This window comes from Brevibacterium sp. S111 (assembly GCF_004745075.1).
GTDB lineage: Bacteria > Actinomycetota > Actinomycetes > Actinomycetales > Brevibacteriaceae > Brevibacterium.
Genome location: NZ_RHFH01000006.1, coordinates 60,905 through 84,017 on the forward strand (window position 1 = coordinate 60,905; position 23,113 = coordinate 84,017).

General features: G+C 66.5%; 21 protein-coding genes. 2 read left to right on the plus strand and 19 right to left on the minus strand.

The window, feature by feature from the left end:
• Positions 1 to 3: 3 nt before the first annotated feature.
• Together EB836_RS08365 and EB836_RS08370 are read right to left on the minus strand one after the other, a co-directional pair.
• Positions 4 to 627, minus strand: a complete 624-nt coding sequence (locus tag EB836_RS08365; protein ID WP_135539363.1) for a TetR family transcriptional regulator C-terminal domain-containing protein — start codon at positions 625 to 627, stop codon at positions 4 to 6.
• Positions 624 to 2,624, minus strand: coding sequence for an FAD-dependent oxidoreductase (locus EB836_RS08370; protein WP_135539365.1), 2,001 nt, complete (start codon positions 2,622 to 2,624; stop codon positions 624 to 626). The genes EB836_RS08365 and EB836_RS08370 overlap by 4 nt, the downstream gene beginning before the upstream one ends.
• A 191-nt stretch (positions 2,625 to 2,815) precedes the next feature.
• Between EB836_RS08370 and EB836_RS08375 the strand changes: the two genes are divergently transcribed.
• Complete coding sequence (locus EB836_RS08375) at positions 2,816 to 4,090, plus strand: heparan-alpha-glucosaminide N-acetyltransferase domain-containing protein (protein WP_135539367.1); 1,275 nt, start codon at positions 2,816 to 2,818, stop codon at positions 4,088 to 4,090.
• On the opposite strand, the gene EB836_RS08380 is transcribed toward EB836_RS08375, so the two are convergent.
• The 7 genes from EB836_RS08380 to EB836_RS08410 all read right to left on the minus strand — a co-directional run bounded on the left by EB836_RS08380 (position 4,053) and on the right by EB836_RS08410 (position 12,516).
• A complete protein-coding gene (locus EB836_RS08380) occupies positions 4,053 to 4,511 on the minus strand; it encodes a tetratricopeptide repeat protein (protein ID WP_135539369.1) in 459 nt (152 codons plus the stop codon). The two genes, EB836_RS08375 and EB836_RS08380, sit on opposite strands and share 38 nt — an antisense overlap.
• Positions 4,511 to 5,257, minus strand: coding sequence for a 4-hydroxy-tetrahydrodipicolinate reductase (gene dapB, locus EB836_RS08385; protein WP_135539371.1), 747 nt, complete (start codon positions 5,255 to 5,257; stop codon positions 4,511 to 4,513). The genes EB836_RS08380 and dapB overlap by 1 nt, the downstream gene beginning before the upstream one ends.
• Before the next feature lie 308 nt (positions 5,258 to 5,565).
• On the minus strand, positions 5,566 to 6,192 hold the full coding sequence (locus EB836_RS08390; protein WP_135539373.1) for a superoxide dismutase: 627 nt from the start codon (positions 6,190 to 6,192) through the stop codon (positions 5,566 to 5,568).
• Between the two features lie 176 nt (positions 6,193 to 6,368).
• A complete protein-coding gene (locus tag EB836_RS08395; protein WP_135539375.1) occupies positions 6,369 to 7,535 on the minus strand; it encodes an acyl-CoA dehydrogenase family protein in 1,167 nt (388 codons plus the stop codon).
• A gap of 103 nt (positions 7,536 to 7,638) precedes the next feature.
• The gene (locus EB836_RS08400) at positions 7,639 to 9,282 is read right to left on the minus strand and encodes a thiamine pyrophosphate-dependent enzyme (protein ID WP_240689738.1); all 1,644 of its coding nucleotides are present in this window, start codon (positions 9,280 to 9,282) and stop codon (positions 7,639 to 7,641) included.
• A 2-nt stretch (positions 9,283 to 9,284) separates the two neighbouring features.
• Positions 9,285 to 11,327: an acetate--CoA ligase family protein gene (locus EB836_RS18655; RefSeq protein WP_135539376.1), complete on the minus strand. Its 2,043-nt coding sequence runs from the start codon at positions 11,325 to 11,327 to the stop codon at positions 9,285 to 9,287.
• A 4-nt stretch (positions 11,328 to 11,331) separates the two neighbouring features.
• The gene (locus EB836_RS08410; RefSeq protein ID WP_135539378.1) at positions 11,332 to 12,516 is read right to left on the minus strand and encodes a Glu/Leu/Phe/Val dehydrogenase dimerization domain-containing protein; all 1,185 of its coding nucleotides are present in this window, start codon (positions 12,514 to 12,516) and stop codon (positions 11,332 to 11,334) included.
• Positions 12,517 to 12,727: 211 nt separating this feature from the next.
• Between EB836_RS08410 and EB836_RS08415 the strand changes: the two genes are divergently transcribed.
• Positions 12,728 to 13,393: an SDR family oxidoreductase gene (locus EB836_RS08415; RefSeq protein ID WP_135539380.1), complete on the plus strand. Its 666-nt coding sequence runs from the start codon at positions 12,728 to 12,730 to the stop codon at positions 13,391 to 13,393.
• 32 nt (positions 13,394 to 13,425) lie between these two features.
• Here the strand turns inward: EB836_RS08415 and EB836_RS08420 are convergent, their stop codons facing one another.
• From EB836_RS08420 to rbfA, 10 genes are all read right to left on the minus strand, one after another.
• Positions 13,426 to 14,073 (minus strand): TetR/AcrR family transcriptional regulator, encoded by a 648-nt coding sequence (locus EB836_RS08420; RefSeq protein WP_240689740.1) that lies wholly within the window; start codon positions 14,071 to 14,073, stop codon positions 13,426 to 13,428.
• Positions 14,074 to 14,088: 15 nt separating this feature from the next.
• Positions 14,089 to 15,342: a pitrilysin family protein gene (locus EB836_RS08425; protein WP_240689742.1), complete on the minus strand. Its 1,254-nt coding sequence runs from the start codon at positions 15,340 to 15,342 to the stop codon at positions 14,089 to 14,091.
• Positions 15,343 to 15,404: 62 nt separating this feature from the next.
• Positions 15,405 to 17,627 carry a polyribonucleotide nucleotidyltransferase gene (locus tag EB836_RS08430; RefSeq protein WP_135539382.1) on the minus strand — a complete coding sequence of 741 codons (2,223 nt, stop codon included), beginning with the start codon at positions 17,625 to 17,627 and terminating at the stop codon, positions 15,405 to 15,407.
• Positions 17,628 to 18,076: 449 nt separating this feature from the next.
• Positions 18,077 to 18,346, minus strand: coding sequence for a 30S ribosomal protein S15 (rpsO, locus tag EB836_RS08435; RefSeq protein WP_135539384.1), 270 nt, complete (start codon positions 18,344 to 18,346; stop codon positions 18,077 to 18,079).
• Positions 18,347 to 18,437: 91 nt separating this feature from the next.
• Positions 18,438 to 19,376: a bifunctional riboflavin kinase/FAD synthetase gene (locus EB836_RS08440; protein WP_135539385.1), complete on the minus strand. Its 939-nt coding sequence runs from the start codon at positions 19,374 to 19,376 to the stop codon at positions 18,438 to 18,440.
• 166 nt (positions 19,377 to 19,542) lie between these two features.
• A complete protein-coding gene (locus EB836_RS08445; protein WP_135539387.1) occupies positions 19,543 to 19,914 on the minus strand; it encodes a hypothetical protein in 372 nt (123 codons plus the stop codon).
• Entirely contained in the window at positions 19,904 to 20,530 is a 627-nt protein-coding gene (locus EB836_RS08450) for a hypothetical protein (RefSeq protein ID WP_135539389.1), read from the minus strand. The genes EB836_RS08445 and EB836_RS08450 overlap by 11 nt, the downstream gene beginning before the upstream one ends.
• Positions 20,531 to 20,606: 76 nt before the next feature.
• Entirely contained in the window at positions 20,607 to 21,545 is a 939-nt protein-coding gene (gene truB / locus EB836_RS08455; RefSeq protein ID WP_135539391.1) for a tRNA pseudouridine(55) synthase TruB, read from the minus strand.
• A gap of 11 nt (positions 21,546 to 21,556) precedes the next feature.
• Positions 21,557 to 22,417 carry a ligand-binding protein SH3 gene (locus EB836_RS08460; RefSeq protein WP_135539393.1) on the minus strand — a complete coding sequence of 287 codons (861 nt, stop codon included), beginning with the start codon at positions 22,415 to 22,417 and terminating at the stop codon, positions 21,557 to 21,559.
• Between the two features lie 119 nt (positions 22,418 to 22,536).
• Positions 22,537 to 22,971, minus strand: coding sequence for a 30S ribosome-binding factor RbfA (rbfA, locus tag EB836_RS08465; protein ID WP_135539395.1), 435 nt, complete (start codon positions 22,969 to 22,971; stop codon positions 22,537 to 22,539).
• Positions 22,972 to 23,113: the final 142 nt, after the last annotated feature.

A 23,113-nucleotide genomic window follows, 5' to 3' on the forward strand; every position in this document is an offset into this window, starting at 1 on the left:
CTCTCAGCTTTCGAGCAGCTTGTCGGCGGTTTCGATGAGCATACGCGCCATCGTCCGCGGATTCGGTCCGTGCCCGGCGACGGTGGCGAGGTCGAAGCCGTCGATGATCGCGGTCAACGTGTCGACCACCTCGGCCACGGTGAGCCCGCCGAGGCGGAACTCGCCCTTTTCCACCCCGTCGTCGATGATCTGCCGGAACAGTCCCCGCCAGCCGTCGAAGACGGCGTCGACGCAGTTCTGCAGCCCCCGGTCGGTGCGGGCGACGGTGACGAGTTCGAGCCAGATCCGGGATCGCTGCTCGTGTCTGCCGACCTCGTGAATGGCGGCGAAGGCGGTGTGCAGGCGATGCCGCGCGGTGTGTCCACGGTTGTCCTCGCGAGCATTCGCGATCTTCTCGATGTCGGTGAGCACGGTCGCGGTGTGAGATGAGAACGACTGCGCGAGCAGCTCATTGCGTGAGGCGAAGTAGTACTGCACGGTCCCGACCGACATGCCCACCGCACTCGCCACATCGGCCAGTCGCACGGCGGCGGGCCCACGGTCGACGATGACGTCGAGGGTGGCCCGGATGATCGCTGATCTCTTCGCTTCGGCCCGTTCGGGCGGCTGCGCAGGACGGGGACTCATGCCGGAACAGTCCGCTGCCGGGCTGCGATCTCGGTGGCCGCGGTGAGTCCCTCGTACACGGCTTCCTCGACCGTGCGCGGGGCCAGCGCGTCGCCGATCACCGTCACCGAGGCGGTCCCGAAGTCGAGATCGACCGGCACCGATCGCGGTGCTGCCGAGACGATCGTCGCGGCGACGTCTGCGACCTCGTGGACGATTTCGCACAGCGTGGATTGCAGATACCCGGTGTCGGCGTCGACTCCGACGAGCCGAGCGTCGTTCAGGAACTCGATGCGCCCGGTCCGCAGGGCTTGAGAGACGAGCAGGGTGCGCGTGTACTGCTGGATGGCGGCACCGGCGAAGTTCGCCGCGGTCGCCAAGGTCACGTGCCGGCCGGCCTCGGCCAATCGCAGCGCGATGCCGAGGCCGATCCAGTCGCCTTTCCAATCCGTGACGAGCACCCGGCCGGTCGGCAGGTTCGGGTCCTCGCGCAGATAGTCGCGGGCTCCGATGACGAGAGAATCGTCGGCGATCTCGAGCGCGGGCAGCCGCTGCTGGGCCCCGGTGGCGACGATGACGTGATCGGGGACGATGTCGTCGATCAACGCCTGGGTCACCGGCGTCGAGGTGCGGATGTCGACGCCGGCGCGGGCCGCCTCGGCGGTCAGGTTCGTCGCAGCTCCCCCGAATTCGGATCGATACGGAAGTTCCTGAGCCAGCAGCACAGCTCCGCCGAGGTGGGGCTCCTTCTCGCACAGCACCACCTCGTCGCCCTGTTCGCCGGCGACGGCCGCGGCTTTGAGTCCGGCGGGTCCCCCACCGATGACGAGGACCTTGTCTCGGGCGCGAACGCGGGGTCGGGGCAGGAAGGTGAGTTCGCGACCGGATTCGGGGTACTGAATGCACGAGATCGGCACTCCCTGCTGGAAATGACCGATGCAGGCCTGGTTGCAGCCGATGCAGGCACGGATCTCGTCGACTCTGTCGGCCTGGGATTTGTTCGCGATCTCGGGGTCGCAGATCATCGCGCGAGTCATGATCGCCATGTCGGTGCGGCCCTCGGCGATGGCCGCTTCGGCTTCATGGGGCTGGTTGATGCGGCCGGCGACCATGACGGTCTTATCCGTGATCTTCTTGACCTGCTCGGACAGGTTCGTCGCATAAGCGGCCTCGACCTGCATCGAAGGCACGATATGGACTGCTCCCTGCAGGGTCGAGGAATCGCCGGCGGTCACGGAGTAGTAGTCGAGACAGTCGCGGCCGTCATGGTCAAGGCCGTCGAGATGGTCGATGAGATCGAGGATCTCGGTGGCGACGAGTCCGTCTTCGGTCTTCTCCTCTCCGGAAATCCGCAGGCCCACCACTGCGTCGGGACCGACTGATTCGCGGACGGCTGCGACCACCTCGGCGAGGAACCGGCGGCGGTTCTGCGGACTGCCGCCGTATTCGTCGGTGCGGGTGTTGACACCCGGATTGAAGAACTGGATCGGCAGGTAGCCATGGCTGGCGACGATCTCGACGCCGTCGATGCCGGAGTCGGTGATGCGTTTCGCGGCACGGCCGTATCCGGCGATGATGTCTTTGACCTCGGCGGTGGTCAGCGCTTCGGGGACGACCTTGAATCGCTCCTGCGGTTCGTCGCTGGGGGCTTTGGCTCGCGGGGCCATGCCGCGCTCACCGTCCATGACCTCCCGGCCCGGGTGGAAGAGCTGAGCGAAGATCGTGGCACCGTGGCGGTGGACCGCCTCGGCGACGGCTTGATATCCGGGCACTGAGGATTCGTCGGTGGCCATGAGCACGTGGCTGGTGTAGCGGGCGGTTTCGTGGACGCCGGAGACCTGCAGGACGATGAGTCCGGCTCCGCCCTGCGCGCGGGCTTCGTGGTACGCGACGAGATCGTCGCCGATGTGACCGTGATCGTCGAGGACGGTGTCATGGCCGGAGGAGACGATGCGGTTGCGGACGGTCAGGGGGCCGAGGGCGATGGGTTCGAAGAGGTGCGGGAACAGCTGAGACATGATCGTCCTTGATCACTCGAGGATGCGGCTGACCCCGTTATTCATATCACCATATGACGAATGGCGGCAAGGGTTCGTCCTCGCACAGATCCGAGAGGCAGGGGACGGCGCCGTGGCAGTCATGGCATAAAGATGCCGTGGCCGATCCGGCATCGGCCACGGTTGCCCTGAACTCGTGTGAGAATCGTTCCATGAGCTCTCAGCAGGCGAACTCCCACCGCGGGCACGGATCTGACCCGGCCACCGCCTCGGCGATGGTGGCTGACCGACTCAGCCCCGCCGGTCGACTCATCGGACTCGATGTCGCCCGCGGGATCGCACTGCTGGCGATGATGGTCACCCATATCTTCGCGCTGGCCGACGAAACGGGGATGCCGACCTGGGCGGCGGTCTTCGCCGGTCGCGCCTCGGCGCTTTTCGCCGTCCTCGCGGGCTGTTCACTGGTCCTGTCCACCCGCGGGCGGCTCTCCGAACGGGGACGGCTGCGCGATGCGGCGCCGAGCGTGCTCATCCGGGCGGCGGCGATCGTGCTCGTCGGACTGTGCCTCGGGTCGATCTCCACGCTGCTCGCGGTCATCCTCGTCAACTACGGGATCATGTTCGCCCTCGCTCTGGTGTTCCTGCGTCTGCGGGCCGGTGCGCTGTTCGCGATCGCCGGGGCGTGGATGCTCATCTCCCCCGCGGTCTCGATGCTCGTGCGGTCGACGTACTTCCTCGAGCCGAGCTACCTGCCGATGGGCTTCTTCGACTTCGCGACTCCGGGGACGATGCTCACAGATCTCCTCCTCACCGGCTACTACCCCGTGCTGCAGTGGATGTCCTACAGTCTGCTGGGCATGGCCGTGGCCAAGCTCGACATCGACAGGCATCTGCTCGGACTGTTCACTGCCGGACTCGGACTATTCATCCTCGGGCGCGGCACCTCCTGGATCCTGCTCAACGTCTTCGGCGGTGATGCCGCGCTCGTGCAGGACTCGCAGATGTGGGGCATCGATCTCAGCGCGGCGCTGTTCACCGGCAGCTACGGGGTAACTCCCGCGACCTCGTGGTGGTGGCTGGCAATCGCCGGACCGCATTCGGGCACACCGTTCGACCTGCTCTCCACCGGCGGGACCGCGGTGATGACGATCGCGGCGTGCCAGGCCGCCGCGGTGCTGTTGGGACGCAGGTCCTGGGCACTCGCGCCGCTGTCGGCACCGGGATCGATGCCCCTGAGCGTCTACGCGGCACATGTGGTGCTGCTTGAGATCACCCGGCCGCAGATCGTCGGCGACCCGGTCGAAGGTGCGGCGACCGTGGCCGAGCAGACCACGGAATACTCGATCCACGCACTGGTCTTCGTGCTCGTCCCGCTGCTGTGGAAGATGTGCGTCAACTCGCGCGGACCCTTGGAAGGCGGAATCGCGGCTACTATTCGGGCGTCTTCGCTCAGGCGCCCTGCTTCTGCCCTTCGCGGAAGAGGCTGATCGACTTCCGCATCGTCGCCCGGGCGCGTTTGCGATCCCCGCTGGCGTCATAGGCGCACGAGAGTCGGAACCAGGAGCGCCAGTCTTCGGGGGCGGATTCGGCTTCGGCCTGGTATTTCACGAATTCCCGATCGGCGGCTTCGCGGATGATCTTCCCGCCCGGCGTGCGCGGCAGATCGTCGACGGGCAGTCCGCCTTCGGCGCCGAGGATGCGGGCAAGCTTCTCGGTCCGTGCTCCGAAGATGAGTTCGACGGTGAGCGTCCACGCGCCGATGAGCGGGAGAACGAACAGGGCGATGCCCATGATGCGCGGGATGAGGTCGGGTTCGCGCACGAGGATCCACGCCCGCTGCCCCATGAGGACGAAGTAGAAGACGAGGACGACGGAGACGATGATCGCCCCGATCTTGGCCTTCGACATCAGAGGTCGAGCATGTTCTCGAGGCCGTGGATGAGCCCCGTGTAATCGGCGATCGAACGCACCGCGGTGATGATGCCGGGCATGAACGCCGAGGTGGAATGCGAGTCGGTGCGGATGGTCAGTGCCTCGCCGTCGGAGCCGAAGAGGATCTCCTCGTGGGCGTTCATGCCCTGTTGGCGGATGGCGTGGACATGGATGCCGTCGATGACGGCACCCCGGGCACCCTGCGGGTCGGATTCCGTCGAGTCGGGCACAGCGGGCAGTCCGGCGGCGTTGCGGGCCGCGGCGATGCGCTGGGCCGTGTGGTTCGCGGTGCCCGAAGGTGCGTCGAGTTTGCGGGTGTGGTGGATCTCGACGACTTCGGCGGAGTCGAAGTAGGGGGCGGCGAGTTCGGCGAAGCGCATCGCCAGAACCGCACCGATCGAGAAGTTCGGGGCAATGAGCACCGCGGTCTGCGGATGAGCCTCGAGTGTCGATGACAGCCGGGCCAGGCGGTCGTTGTCCCAGCCGGTGGTGCCGACGACCGTGTCGATGTCATGTTCGACGAGGAAGGTGACGTTGTCCTCGGTGGATTTGGGCACGGTGAGTTCGACGGCGACGTCGATGTCCTCATCGAGCAGGGTCTCGAGCGAATCGCTGCTGCCGAGTGCCGCGACGAGTTCGATGCCCTCGGCGTTCTCGATCGCTTCGACGGCGTGGGATCCCATCCGCCCCTTGGCTCCGATGACGGCTACGCGAATGCTCATGTGTCTTTGACTCCTTGTGTGATGATCCCGGCGATCTCCGCACGCCAGTCTAGCGACTCGACCACCGTCACCGCTCACCCACCGCCCTTTATTACTACGTGACGGGGTCCCAGCAACCTCGCGCGAGGTTGCTGGGACCCCGTCAGGTGGTTCGGAGAGGGAGGTGTGGGCCGTCGGCACGGGCGTCGATCTCGTAGGCGCCGACGTCTCCGGCCGCCTCGGCGCCGGATCTCTTCCCTCCACACACGTGACGGCGGCCCAGCTACCTCGCGCGAGGTAGCTGGGCCGCCGTCAGGTAGCAATTGGGGTCAGCCGAGGAGAAGGCCCTTGGTCTGTGCGACAGCGCGGTCGAAGCGTGCGCCGGCGTCGGCCCAGTTGACGATGTTCCACCAGGCCTTGACGTAGTCGGGCTTGACGTTCTGGTAGTCGAGGTAGAAGGCGTGCTCCCACATGTCGAGCTGCAGAACGGGGGTGCCGCCGAGCTGGATGTCGGACTGCTGGTCCTTGAGCTGTTCGATGAAGAGGTTTCCGCCGAGCTGGTCGTAGACGAGGACGGCCCAGCCGGAGCCCTGGATCGTGGTGGCTGCGGTCGTGAAGTGCTCGCGGAACTTGTCGAACGAACCGAACTGGTCGTCGATGGCTGCGGCGAGTTCACCGACCGGCTTGTCTCCACCGTCCGGGGACATGTTGTTCCAGAAGATCGAGTGGTTGACGTGTCCGCCGAGGTTGAATGCGAGGTCGCGGGTCAGCTTCGGCACGTTCGCGAGGTTGCCGGACTCGCGGGCCTCGGCCAGCTGCTCAACGGCGGTGTTGGCGCCCTTGACGTAGGTGGCGTGGTGCTTGTCGTGGTGCAGCTCCATGATGCGAGCCGAGATATGCGGCTCGAGAGCGGAGTAGTCGTAGGGCAGTTCCGGAAGTGTGTACTGCTCAGCCATGAGATTCCTCCTGATGAGATTTGATGACCACCACATCGGTGGCTTCATTTCGACCCTATCCCAGGGTCTCATCTCGGACAACAAGGGTTTCCCGAGTCCTATTCCCTTTTCCGCTGATCAGCCCGTCGAAGACACGACCGACCCGTCTCGATGACACATGAGCCCCTGTCCGCTCCTCAGCCGAGGTTGCGCGAGATGAGCAGCCGCATGATGTCCGAGGTGCCCTCTTCGATCTCCTCGAGTTTGGCGTCGCGCATCCACTGTTCGACCGGGTGTTCGCGTGAGTAGCCCCAGCCGCCGAGCGTCTGCACCGCCGCCCAGGTGCAGAACATCGCCGTCTCCGAGGCGTTCAGCTTCGCCATCGCCGCCGCGGCCGTCATCTTCTGCCGCTCCACCGCGTCCCCGGCGTCGAGCATCCGTGCGGCGTTGAGCACCTGCAGCCACGCGGCATCGATGCGTGAGGACATGTCGGCCAGGCGGAAGGCCACGGCCTGGTGGTCGATGATCTTCGTCCCGAACTGCATGCGCTCGTGCGCGTAGTCGCGCGCGTATTCGAATGCCGCCCGCGCCGTGCCCAGGGCCGCCGCCCCGAGCACGACCCGTGAGATGTCGAAGGTGCGCATGAGGCCGTAGAAGCCCTTGCCTTCCTCGCCGAGGCGGCCCGACGTGGGCACGAATGCGTCGGAGAAGAAGATCTCCCGGCACACGATCGCCCGCTGGCCCATCTTCTTCATCGGCGCCCCGAACTCCATCCCCTCGGTCTCGCGCGGCAGCAGGAAGGCGCTGATTCCGCGTGAGCGCTGAGTCGGGTCGGTCTTGGCGAAGACGACGTAGTAGTCCGCGAGTCCGGCATTGGAGATCCACGCCTTCTGCCCGTTGAGGACGTATCCGCCGTCGACGGCGTCCGCGCGTGTGATGATCGAAGCCGAGTCCGATCCGGATCCCGGTTCCGTCGTCGCCAGTGCGGTGATCACCGGCTCCGATCCGGTCAGGGGGCGCAGCCAGGCCTCCTTCTGCTCATCGGTGCCGAGAGCGAGGATCGGATCGGCGAAGAACCCGTTCGAGCACACGAAGTTCCCGATGCCCGGGTCGCCGAAGCACAGCTGCTCCTGGACGAGGCATTGGGTGAAGACATCGGTGAACCCGCCGCCGCCGAACTCCTCGGGGACCATGAAGTCCGTGATCCCGAGCTTGGCGGCGGCCCGGAAGATGTCGACGGGCGATTCGGTGTCGGCTTCGTCGACGCGGCGTCCGGCGGGCCGGATCGTGTCCGCGGCGAATCCGCGCACCAGGTCGAGGATGTCATGCTGTTCTTCCGACAGCGGCCAAGGTGTGTAGCTCATGCTGATCTCCTTCAGATTCGTGTGCAGGTCGGACGCGCCGTTGCGCCCGACCGAAGTCCTTCGTTCTTCACCGGTTGACGACAGCGGCGCCGGCGCGCCCGCCTCACCGGCGAAGCATGTCCGCCCCGGCCCGTGAGTTCTCTGTGATGTGGATGAGCGTCGGACCCTCCGCTGACTCGGCGTCGGTCAGGGCGTCCAGCAGCTCCTGCGAGCCGTCGACATGGATGCCTCGGGCGCCCATCGCCTGCGCGAGGGCTGGGAAGTCGGGTCCGGTGAGCTTGACGCCGGAGGGCGTATCGCCGCGGTCTTCCATCTCGTTGCGGATCTCGCCGTACCCGCCGTTGTCGACGATGATGAGCGTCATCCGCACGCCGGCCTGCACGGCCGCGGCGAGTTCGGCGATGGTGAACATCGACCCGCCGTCGCCTTCGACGGCAACCACTCGGGCTCGGGGTGAGGCGAGTTTCGCGCCGATTCCGGCGGGCAGTCCGTAGCCGAGCGTTCCCGCCCCCGCCGGGTAGAGGAACCGGTCACCGCGCCGAGCCGCCCACCCGGTCTGCACTCCGTAATAGCAGGCCATCGTCGAATCCGCGGCGACGATGAGCGGAGTGTCGTCGGCTTCCGCGAACGCAGTCAGCGCTGCCGAGAGCTCGACCCAGGGCCGCCCTTCGGATTCCGCCGCCGAGGCGGTCCGTGCCTTCCAGCCGGCCGTCCAGTCCCGTGCGGTGGCCGCATCGGCGGCGGTCCGCAGACCCGCCACACGAGTATTCAGATCAGCGGCCGCGGCGGCCGCGTCCGCGAGGATCGGGTGGGTCACGGCCGCGTTCGTGAGCATCTGCACCTCGTCGATGTCGATGCGCACGACGGTGTCGGGCAGCGACAGCGGCTCGGGCCAGAAATCGCTGGACGCCAATTCGGTGCCGATCGCAATGACGGCCTCGGCATCGCCGAGGAGTGCGGGCAGCACTTCGAGGAACCCGACAGCGCCGAGGCAGCTCACCGTCCGATCATCGACGAGTCCCTTGGCGTTCGAGGACAGGAGGATCCCGGCCCCGAGCGTGTCCGCCAGCGCTTCGATCTCTGTGCCGGCACCCCCGCCGAGCGCGCCGGCGCCGGCGATGATGAGAGGGCGCTTCGAGGCGGCGATCGCCTCGGCGGCGGTGTCGATCTGGGTCTGTACCGGGGCCGGCAGGGCACGGGTCACCGACGGGTGGAGGCGGCCGGGTCCGGTGGTTTCGATGAGGTCGAGCGGAATCTCGATGGCGGCCGGCCGCTTGCGTCCCGAACGCATCGCCGACAGGGTCTGTCCGACGGCCAGGGACACCTCGCCGGGGCTCGTGACGCGGTGGACTTCGGTGAGGACCGCGGACAGCGCCGCCTCCTGGTTGCGCACCTCGTGGAGGAGCCCGTTGCCGCGGCCCGGGTGGGTCAGCGGCATGCCCGGGGTGATGAGGAGGACCGGTACGGAGTCGGTGAATGACTGCAGCAGCGCGGTCAGGGCGTTGAGCGCGGCCGGACCGGTGGTGGTGACGATGACCTGCACCTCTCCGGTGGTGCGCGCGGCGCCGTCGGCCATGTACCCAGCGCCCTGTTCGTGGCGGGGAGAGACGATGTCGATGCCGTGGGCGCTCAGCTGCGCGAAGATCTCGAGGTTGTGGGTGCCGGGGATCCCGAACACGCGGGTGATCCCCTCGGCCTGGAGCGCGCGGGCCAGGTGGGCACCGCCGGTGATGGTCATCTGTTCCATTCTCATTCCTCGCTGTCAGGGTTCTCTGTGGTCACGACGAGTGCGTCGACGGCAACCGCCCCATCAGGGGCGACTCGCACGGGGTTGATTTCGATCTCGGCGATGTCATTGCTGCCGGCGACCAGCCGTGAGACGGAGACGATGACTTCGGCGAGTCCGTCGATATCGGCGGCGGGTCGTCCCCGCCACCCGGTCAGCAGCCGCGAGCAGCTCAGTCGCGAGATCATCTCGAGCGCTTCGGTATGCGACACGGGCGCCAGTTCGAGCCACGTGTCGGCAAAGAGTTCGGTCTCCGTTCCGCCGGCCGCGACCATGACCAGCGGCCCGAAGTTCTCATCCTGCCGACCGCCGACGAGGATCTCGACGACATGATCGCGGGTGTCCATCTCCTCGAGAATGTACTCGCCGTCACCGAGGCGGCCGACCATGTCCGCATAGGCCTCCTCGACGGCGCTGAGATCGTTCAGCCCGAGGGCAATGCCGCCGACTTCGGTCTTGTGCGCCGGCCATCCGGCCTTGAGGGCGAACGGCGGGTGGAGTCCGGAGCCCGGGACCACCTCGGCCGGTTCCCTGCCTCTGCCCAGGCTCACGGCGGCGGGGACGGGAACACCGGCGGTGGCGATGACGTCGCGGGCGGCGGCGTATCCGGTCCCCCATGGGGTGACGGTGCCGGTGACGTCCTGGGTGTCGGTGAGTCGGCCGGAGTGGGCGGCGTAGAAGCCGGCACGGCAGAGCACGCGCATGGCGGCCTCGATCGAGGTGTAGGCGGGGACGCCGAGCTCCCACAGTCGGGTCACGGCCTGCGAGTCCGCGCTCATCGAATGGACGATGACGGGCTTCTTCGCCTCCGCGACGATCCGGCCGAAGCGTTCGACGACGGGCAGCTCGGTCTCGAGGAGTTCGGGGACGTCTTGGCCGTAGCAGCCGAAGTAGCCGCTGAGGACGACGGCGTCGATGTCCGGGTCGGCCAGCAGCGCCTCGGTGAGGTCGGCGTAGGTATCGAGATTCTTCTCTCCGGCCCCGTCGAGGTCGATGGGGTTGTCGATGTGGTCGGCTTCGGGCAGTGCGGCACCGATTCGGGTTGCGGTGTCTGAGTTGAGCTCGTGCACGTGGAGTCCCCAGTTCTCGGCGGTGTCGGCGGCGATCGCGCCTTGGCCGCCGGAGTCGGAGAGCACGGCGATGCGTGGGCCGGCCGGCAGCCACGCGGTGGTGAAGAAGCCGGCGAGTTCGACGAGCTGGCCGGGGGTATTCAGCCGGATGGCCCCGGCCGCGCGGCAGGCGGCATCGACGGCGTCCATCGTCGAGGTCAGCGAACCCGTGTGCGATTTCGCCATCCGCGCGCCCGCCGAGGAAGCTCCGGTGGTGAGGATCATCGTCGGCTTCCCTGCTGCCCGCAGCGCTTTGAGCGCGGCGACGAGGGCGGGGCCGCCGGCGAAGGATTCGAGGTACAGGGCGACCTGAGTGGTGGCGGGGTCGTCGACGAGTGCGGTGAGGATCTCGGCGGCGCGGACATCGGATTGCCCGCCGATCGAGGCGAAGCGGGAGATGCCCAGTCCGCTGCGGGCCGACAGAGTCGCGATCTCTGTGCCGAGCTGCCCGCTCTGCGTGACCACGGCTAAGGAGCCGGGGGTGAAGTTGCCCCAGGCCAGGAGCAGGTCGTTGCTCGAATCGACGAGGCCCAGCGAGTTCGGGCCGATGAGACGTCCGCCGGCGGCTCGGATGGTGGCGGCCAGCCCGGCCGCATCGGGCACGCGTGCGGAGATGACGAGGAAGGCGCGCACCCCGAGCTCGAGCGCCTCGGCGACGACTCCTGCCACGGTGGGGCCGGGCACGGAGACGACGAGGAGTTCGGGCACCTCCGGCAGTTCGCCCAAGTGCGCAAAGGTGGGGTGGCCCTGGATCGAGGCGGCCTTCGCGTTGATGAGGTGGACGCTGCGGCGGTCGGCTCCGCGCAGTGCGCCGGCGGCGAGCCAGAATCCCCATTTGCTGGAATCGTTCGATGCTCCGAGGACGGCCACGCTGCCGGGATCGAAGAAGGCATCCATGCCGCTAGCTTTCCGGCACCGAGGCGGGGGCTGGGCTGAGGTCCGCGAGTTTCACGAGGTTCATGTCGACCTTTTCCTGGGCGGCCTGACGTGGGCCCATGCCCTGGTCGCGGGCGGTGGTGAGCACCTCGGTGGTGAGGTCGCGCAGGGTCGTGGTGACGAGGGCGCGGCTGTCGTCCCAGCTGCCGTCGACGTCGCCGAAGGTCACCCACCACCACCAGGCGTTCGTCGCGGAGTTCGCAAGGAAGTCCGGGACCACGGTGACTCCGCGGGCCAGCAGCTTCTCTTCGGCGGCGGGCAGGACGGGCATGTTCGCTGCTTCGACGATGAGTTCGGCGCGGATCCGGTCACAGCTGTCTGCGGTGATCGCGTAGCTGACGGCGGCGGGGACAAGGACGTCGGTGGCGGCGGCCAGCCAATCGTCGCGGTCACCGTCGTGGTCTGCCGGCCGCAGTCGGGCACGGTCGATTCCACCGAATGGGTCGCGGCTGGCGAGCAGGGTTTCGACGTCGAGTCCGTCCGGGTTGGAGACGAACCCGTCGGCATCGGCGATGCCGACGATGCGCAGTCCCGCCTCGGCGAGGTAGCGGGCGGTGGCTCCGCCCATGGAGCCGAAGCCTTGGATGACGGCGGTGGATTCGCTGGGTTTCCGGCCGGCGGCTTCGAGTGCGGCGATCACCGAGGTGGCCACGCCGAGTCCGCCGACGAGTTCGTCCTGAGCGACGCCGTCGACGATCGTGGAGAATGCGGTGTTCGCGCGGGCTTCGACGGCGTCCGGATCATCAACGAGTTTGTTCACGGCGGAGAGTCCGGAGCCGAGCTCGCGACGGGCGAGGATCTCGTCGATGTCGTCCTGGCGGACTCCGAGATCTTCGCCGAGGGCCCAGTAGGTGCGCATGATCGGGTTCATGGCGACGAGGAAGCGTTCGAGGACGTCTTTGGCTCCCGGTGCGCGGGGGTCGAAGTCGATCCCGCCTTTCGCCCCGCCGACCGGGACGTAGTGGCGGCCTTCGCGCAAGTGGATGGCTTCTTTCCGCGTCATGCCCTGAGCCAGTCCGCGCACTTCTTCGAGGGTGCAACCCTTGCGCATGCGCAGTCCACCGGAGGCCGTGCCGCGCACGAGGGTGTCGATGACGACGTAGCCGAGTGCGCCGGTGACAGAATCCTGCCACGTGATGTCCATGAACATAGGGCCTCCAGGAGGGCATCGGGGTCAGACCGCAGCAGAAGTTTACTGAACCGCGATTCAGTAACGCTGTGACACCAGTCTGACGCGGCGAGGCCTGGCGCGTCAAGACCACGTGCGGCGAGGGCTGGCCCGTGCTTGTCCCTCAATGAGTTGTCAACGTCCGGTGCCACCGTCGGACGACCCGCGAATGGCTTTTCGCTAGGATCATGACATGTCAACAGTCCTCATCACCGGTGCCGGTCGGCAGAACAGCATTGCCGCTGGAGTCTCCTCGAAACTGGATTCCGATGGCTGGGCGGTCTGCACGAGCGATCTGGAGGCCGGTGACTACCCTTGCGATTTGTCGTCCGCTCAGGAAGCACAGGAGCTGGTCGACAGAGTGTCACGAGATCACGGCACTATTGATGGGCTGGTTCTCAGTCATGCGCACGATAGCGAGTCGGGCATTCTCGACACAACCGCAGAAAGTTTCGACCACCACGTCGCAGTCAACGCTCGGGCGTCGCTCCTCCTCATTGCGGCATTTGCGAATCAAGTCGGTGATTCGGGAGGAGCCATCGTCGCATTCACCAGCGACCACACCACGGGAAACCTTCCCTACGGTGCGTCAAAAGGCGCTCTGGATCGCATTGTCATCTCCGCAGCACGAGAGCTCGGGCCGAAGAAGATCTCCGCGAACGTGGTTAATCCGGGACCGATCGACACAGGGTGGATGGATGAAGAGACCAGGACTGGTTTGATCCCGTATCAGCCGCTCGGCCGAATGGGCACTCCACGCGATATCGCTGGTCTCACCGCATTCCTGCTCTCCAAGGAGGGACGATGGATCAGCGGTCAGCTGCTCTCCGCTGACGGTGGGTTCTCTGCTCGCTATTGACGCGAAGGAATCAACTGAGATGGCTGAAGGTGTCAGCCGAGTTCGCGGCCGAGGAAGTCCTCGACCCAGACCGCGATCCGCTCGGCGTCGACGGTGTCGGGATTGACCATCATCTGGATCGCCAGGCCGTCGAGATAGGCCAAAATCCTCGTCGCACAGGCTTCCGTGCCGCCTTCAGGAGGCCGGCACTCCCCCGCGGCGATGCCCTCGTCCATGAGACCGCTGAGCACCGACTTCCATTCGCGGTCGAGTCCGGCGAACGTCGACTTCACTTCCTCGTCGAAGAGACCAGCCGACCAGGCGTCGATCCAGATCCGCCAACTGCGCGACGAGCCGCTGGGCATGTACCACCGGATGACATTCCACAGACGCTGCCGAGCCGAGAGCGCCGCTGAGTCCGGCTCCGCAACCGCGTCGGCGGCAGTGGCAGTGGGATGCGCGGGCGGCGCCCCCGAAGCGAGGTCCCGGGCATGGTCGATGTCCTGACGTCCGGCATAGCCGAAGGCCTCGGAGACGAGAGCTTCCTTCGTCTCGAAGTGATAGATGACCAGGCTCGCGCTCAAACCGAGCCGAGCAGCGACATCGGAGACGCGCAGGGTCCGCAGACCGGAGGCTTCGATCTCCTCGACCGTCGCCGCCAGGATCTCGTCCCGGCGCACGGCCGCGTTCTTCCGCGCCATCGTCTCAGACTCCCTTCAGGGCAATTCGACCTCGGCCGTCGGGCCGACCATGGCCAGGGCCTTCGGCCGCGAGAGCAGCCGACCGGCCATCGCACTGACGTCCTCGGCCGTGACCGAGCGGACGCGTTCGATAAGGTCCATCGGCGATTCCAACGGCAGGCCGAAGATCTCCGACCGCGCCAGACGATTCATCCGCGCCGCCGAGGATTCGAGACCGAGCACCATCGAGCCCGAGAGCTGTGAGACGATCTCGTCGAGTTCGAACTGGCTCGGAGCCTCCTGCGCCAACCGGTCCCATTCGCTCAGAGCCAGATCGACGACAGCCTGCGCGTTCTCCGCAGTGCATCCGGCGTAGATGCCGAAGGTGCCGACATCCGTGAACTGGCTGGCCACGCAGTTGACAGCATAGGCCAGTCCGCGTTCCTCACGAACGCTCTGGAACAGACGCGACGACATGCCGCCGCCGAGCATGGTCAGCAGGACCGAGTAGATGAACCGATCCTCGTGACCTTCTTCCAGGCCTTCGCAGCCGAGCATGATGCCCAACTGCTCGATGTCCTTGACGGTATGGGAGATTCCGGCATGGAAGTCCGGGCGCACGCGTGCGGCCCCACCCAGATGCGATCCCTTCCCGACCCCCGCACCCGACCAGACGTCGGCACGGGATCCGAGCCCCGCCTCGGAGAGGGCATCCTCAACCATCGCCAGCACATCCTCATGGGTCGCCCCACCGGCGGCAGCGATGACCAGCCGCGGCGGAATGTACGTCGAGGTGTAGTGGTCGATGACCGTGTGATGGCCGAGCGCCCGGATCTGGTCCTTCGTCGCCCCGACCGGGCGCGCCAGCGAATGCGAACCGAAGACGAGCGAATCGAAGTCGTCGAAGAGCACATCGCCGGGATCGTCGGCCGACATCGCGAGCTCTTCGATGATGACACCGCGCTCCCGCTCGAACTCCTCGACGTCGAGTTGGGCGTTCGAGACCATGTCGAGCAGCAGATTCGTGATGTTCGGCAGATCGGTCACGAGGCACCGCGAGTAATAGCAGGTGAGCTCCTTCGCGGTGATCGCGTTCGAGTCACCTCCAGTGCGGTCGAAGGCCGCGGCGATCGTCTTCGCGTCACGGCTGCCGGTGCCCTTGAACAGCATGTGCTCGAGGAAGTGCGTCGAACCCGCGGTCGCAGCGGATTCGTCCCGGGAGCCGGCGGCGACCCAGATGCCGATCGTCTCCGAGGCCAGGCCCGGCATGTGTTCGGTGGTCAGCGTCAAACCACCGGGGAGGACAGACCGATCGATTCGGCTGCCCTCCCCGGTGTGTGAACTGTTGAGTATCAGTTGTCTGATCCCTCGTCGTCCGACTGCTCATCGTCATCGGAGACCGGAGCCAGCGAAAGCTTGCCGCGGTCGTCGATCTTCGTGATCTCGACCTGGACCTTCTGGCCGACACCGACGACGTCTTCGACGTCCTCGACGCGCTTGCCCTCATTGAGCTTACGCAGCTCCGAGATGTGCAGCAGACCGTCCTTGCCCGGCGTGAGGGAGACGAAGGCACCGAAGCTCATCGTCTTCACGACGGTTCCCAGGTAGCGTTCGCCGACCTCGGGCACCTGCGGGTTCGCGATCGCGTTGATCATCGAGCGGGCGGCCTCGGCAGCCGGTCCGTCGGTGGCACCGATGAGGACGGTTCCGTCGTCTTCGATGCTGATGTCGGCGCCCGTGTCCTCCTGGATCTGGTTGATCATCTTGCCCTTGGGCCCGATGACCTCACCGATCTTGTCGACGGGGATGTTCACGGAGATGATCCGCGGAGCCGTCGCAGCCATCTCGGCGGGAGTGTCGATGGCGTCGTTGATGACGCCGAGGATGACCATGCGGGCCTCGTGCGCCTGCTTCAGCGCTGCGGACAGCACCGAGGCGGGCAGACCGTCGAGCTTCGTGTCGAGCTGGATCGCGGTGACGAAGTCCGGGGTGCCGGCGACCTTGAAGTCCATATCGCCGAAGGCATCTTCAGCGCCGAGGATGTCGGTCAGCGCCGCGTATGCGGTCTGCTCACCCTGGTCGGTGGAGATGACGTCGGAGACCAATCCCATGGCGATGCCGGCGACAGGGGCCTTGAGCGGCACACCGGCCGAGAGCATGGCCAGGGTCGAGGCGCAGACCGAACCCATCGAGGTCGAACCGTTCGAACCGAGGGCCTCGGAGACCTCACGGATGGCGTACGGGAAGTCCTCGCGACTGGGCAGGACCGGCACGAGCGCACGCTCGGCAAGGGCGCCGTGACCGATCTCGCGGCGCTTCGGGCTGCCCACACGGCCGGTCTCACCGGTCGAGTAGGGCGGGAAGTTGTAGTGGTGGATGTAGCGCTTCGACGTCACCGGCGACAGCGAGTCGATGTGCTGTTCGAGCTTGAGCATGTTGAGCGTGGTGACACCGAGGATCTGGGTCTCGCCGCGTTCGAACAGGGCCGAACCGTGGACGCGCGGGATGACGTTGGTCTCCGCGGTCAGCGGACGGATGTCCTTGAGTCCACGTCCGTCGATGCGGACCTGATCGGTGAGGATGCGCTTGCGCACGACCTGCTTGGTCAGAGCGTTGAGCGCGTTCGCGATCTCCTTCTCACGTCCGGCGAAGCGCTCCCCGAGCTTCTCGAAGAGCTCGTCGAGGAGGACGGCACCGGCGGCTTCGCGCTCCTGCTTGTCCGCGATCTGGAAGTTCTCGGTCTGCTTGGCCTCGGCGAGCTCGCGCACGGCCTCGTAGACATCGTCCTCGTAGTCGCGGAAGACGGGAAATTCGACGGTCGGCTTCGCGGCACGACCGGCGAGTTCGGACTGGGCGCGGCAGAGCTCGGCGATGAAGGGCTTGGCGGCGTCGAGGCCTTCGGCCACGACTTCCTCAGTGGGAGCCTGGGCGCCGGTTTTGATCTTGTCGATGACGTTGTCGGTGGCTTCGGCCTCGACCATCATGATGGCGACGTCGTCACCGACGACTCGGCCCGCGACGACCATGTTGAACACGGCGTCTTCGAGCTGCGAGTGGTTCGGGAAGGCGACCCACTGACCGTCGATGAGCGCGATGCGCACAGCGCCGATGGGGCCGGAGAACGGCAGACCGGACAGCTGGGTCGACATCGAGGCGGCGTTGATCGCCAGGGCGTCGTAGAGGTGGTCGGGGTTGACCGACATCACGGTGACGACGACCTGGACCTCGTTGCGCAGGCCCTTGACGAAGGAGGGGCGCAGCGGGCGGTCGATGAGGCGGCAGGTGAGGATCGCGTCGGTCGAGGGGCGACCCTCACGGCGGAAGAACGAGCCGGGGATGCGTCCGGCGGCGTACATGCGCTCTTCGACGTCGACGGTCAGGGGGAAGAAGTCGAAGCCCTCACGGGGGTGTTTGCCGGCGGCCGTAGCCGACAGCAGCATGGTGTCGTCGTCGAGGTAAGCGACGGCGGAACCGGCGGCCTGCTGGGCCAGACGCCCGGTTTCGAAGCGGATGGTGTGCGAACCGAAGCTGCCATTGTCGATATTGGCAACGGCGGATTCAGGGTTGAGTCCCACGTAGTCTCCTATGTTGTGCCGGTGCGCGGTGGCCCTCATCGATGTGAGGCCTGCAGCGCTCGAGGAATGGCCCTCGACGTATGAGGCATCGCTCTGCCTTGTGCAGCGCGAGGCCCCGCGTCCTGCCGGCGGGATATTGGCTGTGGACTCTCCATGGATCCAGGCCGGTCATCGATCGGGGCCCACGGAACCGGCGCTGCACACAGGTGAAAGCAGATGCAGACGCGCATTCCTCCGGAGGCCACTACCGAAGACCGAAACGTCCATGGCAAGAGTGTCCACGTCCGAGTCTACCGCAGAAGCACGAAACCGCCGAAGCACCGTTGCGAAGCGGCACGCACCGGGCCGGACCCGGCCGCGGAAGCACGAAAGCGCCCCACCGAGTGGTGGGACGCTTCCGAATCGATCGGTGAGAGAAGATCAGCGTGAGCTGATCGGCTCAGACCGAATCAGCGGCGCAGGCCGAGGCGCTTGATGAGCGAACGGTAACGCTCGATGTCGACCTTCTGCAGGTACTTGAGCATGCGGCGACGCTGACCAACGAGGAGCAGCAGGCCACGACGCGAGTGGTGGTCGTGCTTGTGATCCTTGAAGTGCTCGGTCAGATCGGTGATCCGGCGGGTCAGCAGTGCAACCTGAACCTCGGGAGAACCGGTGTCGCCCTCGTGAGTTGCATATTCCTTGATGATCTCTTGCTTCACAGCAGTGTCGAGAGCCATGGAGTTCTCCTTCGTATCGTTGCGCGGCGCGAAGACCTGAAATCCTCGCACTCTGGGACCGCGGCCGGTGAAAACGGCAGAGTTCAGCGTATCAGGTGTGCAGGACCTCGCGCACATCGGCGATGTCCTCATGCATCTGCACGATGAGGTCGTCCATCCCGGTGAACGCGACCTGGCCGCGGATGCGGGAGACGAATTCGAGAGTCATCTCACGGTCGTAGACGTCGAATTCGCCGAACTCCTTGTCGAGCACATAGGCCTCGACCCGACGCGTCTCACCGTGGAACGTCGGATTCGTGCCCACGGAGATCGCCGCCGGATACGCCTGACCCTCACCGGAGAACGTCGCCCATCCCGCGTAGACGCCATCGGCGGGCACGAGCCCTTCGGGGTCGGTCGAGAGGTTCGCGGTCGGGAACCCGAGGTCGCGGCCGCGCGCATCGCCGTGGACGACGGTGCCGTGCAGGGCGTGGTAGCGACCGAGCTGGTCGGCCACCTCGGCGACATCCCCGGCTGTGAGCTGTTCGCGGATGCGCGAGGACGAATATCGTCCCCCACGTCCGACTTCGTCGATCGTCTCGGTCCGGAACCCGTACTTCTCGCCGAGGCGGCGCAACGTGTCGATGGTGCCTTCGTTGTCGCGCCCGAAGCGGACATCGTCGCCGACGACGACGATCTTCGTGGCCAGGCCCTCGACGAAGTAGGTGCGGACGAACTCCTCGGCCGTCTGGGCGGCGAAATCGAGATCGTAGGGCTGGATGAGGAGGGCGTCGATGCCCGTCTCGGCGATGAGGTCGGCCCGCTGCCGGGTCGAGGTGATCATCACGGTCGGGTCGGCTGGACGGTGCACCGTGCGCGGATGCGGGTCGAAGGTCATCGCGATCGAGCGCAGTCCCTCTTGCCGAGCGAGGGCGGCGACGGTCTTGAGAACCGTCTGGTGCCCGCGGTGCACGCCGTCGAAGTTGCCGAGGGTGACGACGGTGCCGACAGCGTCGGCCTCGACTTCACCGAGTCCGTGATACAGCTCCACCAGACATTCGCTCCTTCCGTGCACCGATTCAGATTATCGCAGAGATCTCACGCCTCCTAACCCACACCTCGCCGAGGCGGCTCCACCCGATCTCGGGCGCGGACGAACCGGCGGAGGCGGGCGGGTCACGCCGGTCGGGCGATTACGGTCGTCTGCGCGTCTGCGCTCAGGCGATGATCGCCCAGCCGACGACCCCGACGAGGGAGGCGAAGGCGATCGAAACGAAGGTGCCGATGATGAACCGCTCCCCCGCTGCCGCCGAGGATTTGATCTCGGCGAAGCGACCGAGGCCCTTGACCGCGATGACCACGGCCATGAGTTCGGGACGGCCGAGGACGATGGCCCCGGCGATGAGGGCACGTTCGACGATGCCGACCCACAGTCCTCCGCGCAGGACTTCGACATCTTCGGCTCCGGTGCGCTCGGGTCTGCTTCCGGGACCCGAATGGGTCAGCCGCAGGAAGGCGGGGACGAGGGGCCAGCCGATGAGTGCAGCGACGAGTGCCGCGCCGACGGCGACGAGGACTTCAGTCCACATCGAATGCTCCTTCCGCCAGCTCGAGATGGTGACGGGCGAGTGTCTGGGCGCCGGCGACGATATCCGCGGTCCCGGGAGCGAGCACTCGCGACACGGCCTGCTGGGAGACGTCGAAGCGGGCGGCGATCTCGGCCTGAGTCGCCTCGGGGTGGTCGAGCCGGTAGTCGACGTAGCCGCGCGATTGTGCGCGCAGTTCGGCCAGTGTGCTCACGAGCAGGCGCAGGGCCGCCTCGGCGAGCGAACAATGGTCCGCCGTCGCGGACCTCTCCCCCGGGTCCTCCCCGGAGCGGACGACGAGGTGGGCGGGAGCGGATTTCGCGGCTTCGACGGCTTCTCGGGCGACGTAGAAGGCCGGGCCCCGGCCCGCGGCCGTCGCTTCGGGCAGCGGTTCGTCGACCTCGCCGATGCCGATGCCGATGTGCCAGCCGGTGCGGACCGCGAGTCGGCGCACCGCCTCGGCGACGGCGTTCGCATCCTCCAGGGCTCCCTGGACCTCATCGCCGATGGTGCGGGCGAAGGGCACGACGGTCGCAATGGGGGCCAGCACCGCGAGGACCTCGGGCACGGCGTCGGCGCTCGTGCGCGAATTCTGCTGGTCGATGGTCAAGACGAACATGGTTCCAGTACAGCAGACCCTCGGCCGCAATACAAGAGTTTCCATTGTATTGATCGAATACAATCTTTTAGGTTGTTCAGGCGAGGTCGATGGCGAAGGCAGTGACGGATTTGAGTCCTCCGTCCGCTCGCACCTCTGCCACGGAAACGAGCGTGTCCTCGCAGATCACGGACACTTCCGTGCCGGGGAGGGCGTCGGCGGCCGAGTCGCCGGCCCAGTCGCGGGAGGCGACGATCTTGCCCTGCATGAGCGCCGTGGCCCGGTCGCGCGTGACCGTGACGACGGGCAGAAGGGTGCGGGCCGCCTCGGCGAGGGGGATGAGCCCGGGAGCAGGGTCGTCGAGGTCCTCGGGCAGGGTCACGGCCTGGTCGAGCTCGAAGTCGCCGACGCGGATGCGGCGCAGAGCCGTGAGGTGGCCGTAGACGCCGAGGTCGGCGCCGACATCGCGAGCCAGGGCACGCACATAGGTGCCCGAGGAGCAGTCGATTTCGACATCGACGTCGATGTGCCCTTCGTCTGCCGCGAAGCGGATGTCGATGACCTCGAACGCGGAGACTTCGACCCGGCGGGCCTTGAGCTCGACGTTCTCACCGGCGCGGACGCGGGCATAGGAGCGTTTGCCGTCGACCTTGATCGCCGAGACGGCGCTGGGCACCTGGTCGATCGGGCCGCGCAGGGCTGCCACGGCGCCCTCGATGGCGGCGGCGTCGATGCGCGCGAGCGCTGCGGGCTCGGCGAAGCGGTCGGGTTCGGAGTCCGCGTCATCGGTCGGGGTCGACGCGCCCAGTCGGATCGTCGCGAAGTAGGTCTTCGAGACTCCGGTGATGTAGGTGAGCAGTTTGGTGCCGCGGCCGAGGCCGAGCACGAGCACACCGGTGGCCATGGGATCGAGCGTGCCGGCATGGCCGACCTTCTTCGTGCCGAACCAGCGCCGGATCCGCGAGACCACACCGTGGGAGCTCAGGCCCTGCGGCTTGTCGCAGACGAGGATGCCCTGTGGGGAACTATCGCTCACTGAGGCCGACTTCAGTTGAAGGAGGCGTGCACGTGGTCGAAGTGGTTGGCAGTCGTGCTGCCGCGGTCCTCCATGCCCTTCCAGCCCTGGCCGGGCATCCAGATGCGCTGCTTCCAGATGACGTACTTGACGTTGAGGCTGCCCTGGTTCTTGATCAGGTAGTCGGCGATGCGGTCACCCGTGGCGCCGCTGATCATGATGTCCACGGCTTCACCGGTGTTGTGGTCCGACCCGGTGCCGGGGCGACGGCCGCCGAAGGTCTTGACTTCGGGGAACTTCGCGCACACGGCACGGTATCCGTTGACGGCGTTGGGCAGCAGACCGGATTCGATCGACGATGACACGCTGCACGACGGGGCGGAGGTGTCGTCCGAGGTGCCTCCGCCCTCGGTGGACTTGTCCTTGGACGAGGAGTCGCTGCCGCTCTTGGTCGCCGCGGTCGAGGATTCGGCGGTCGGCTCCGGCTTCGGCGTCTTGACCTCGAGGGTGGACTTCGAAGACTTGTTCTTGTACTTCGGGTTGTCCTTGACCTTCTCGAGGTACTCTTCGCCGGCCTTCTTCCGCTGCGCGTCGATCTCGTCCTGGCTCACAGACGAGGGACTCGCCTGCTCAGGCGTGGTGCTGGCGGCTTCGCTGGTGACCTCGCCGGATTCCGGCGGGCCCATCACGACGGTCGAACCGACCACGGCCGCGGTCGCTGCGGCCGGAACGGCGATCGCGGCGACGACGGGACGCTGCTTGACGGTCGCCAGCACGGATGTCGCCGTCGACGGCGCAGTCGCTGCGCGTCGTCCCGCGGGGCGCCTGCCGGGAGTCAGGTCCCGGATGAGCTGCTTCGCGAACGACGGCTTCGGTGAAGAGTGCTTACCCAATGCAGAATTCCCTTAACAGAGTCGTGATCATTTCGTTACCCGAAGAAGTCTACGACATCTCGGAAACATAACAAAACTGTTACGACGACGTTTTCTGCATTCGTGACGAAGATCGCCGATCACTCGTCGTCGGCGCTCTCGCTCTTCTTGTACGGATCGGCGTCTCCCGCGTGCTCCGCGTTCTCAGCCAGATCGGCCACGCGGGCATCGTCGGCGGCGGCCTGAGCGAGCAGTCCATCGAGACGGGCGGCCGCCTCGGGGACGGCATCGGCGATGAACTCGAGGCTCGGGGTCAGACGGATCGTCAGCCCCTTGCCGACCTCGGAGCGGATGAAGCCCTTCGCGGATTCCAGCGCTTTGCCGGTGCCGATGAGGTCCTGGTCGTCACCGTAGACGGTGTAGAAGATGGTGGCGTGCTGCAGATCTCCGGTCACACGCACATCGGTGACGGTGACGAAGCCGAGGCGCGGATCCTTGAGCCGACGCTCGATCGTGCTGGCGACGATGACCTTGATCTGATCGGCGATCTTGCGAGCCCTGGTGGGGTCTGCCATAGTGCTGTCCTTCGTGGTTCGGGGCCGGAGCGTGTCTCCGGCCCTATCTTAGACGTGGAATCGAACCGGCTCCGGCCGGTCCCCTGTTCCAGGGGCCGACCGGAGCCAACGGTTGCGACTCACATCGTGAGCGTGCGACTCA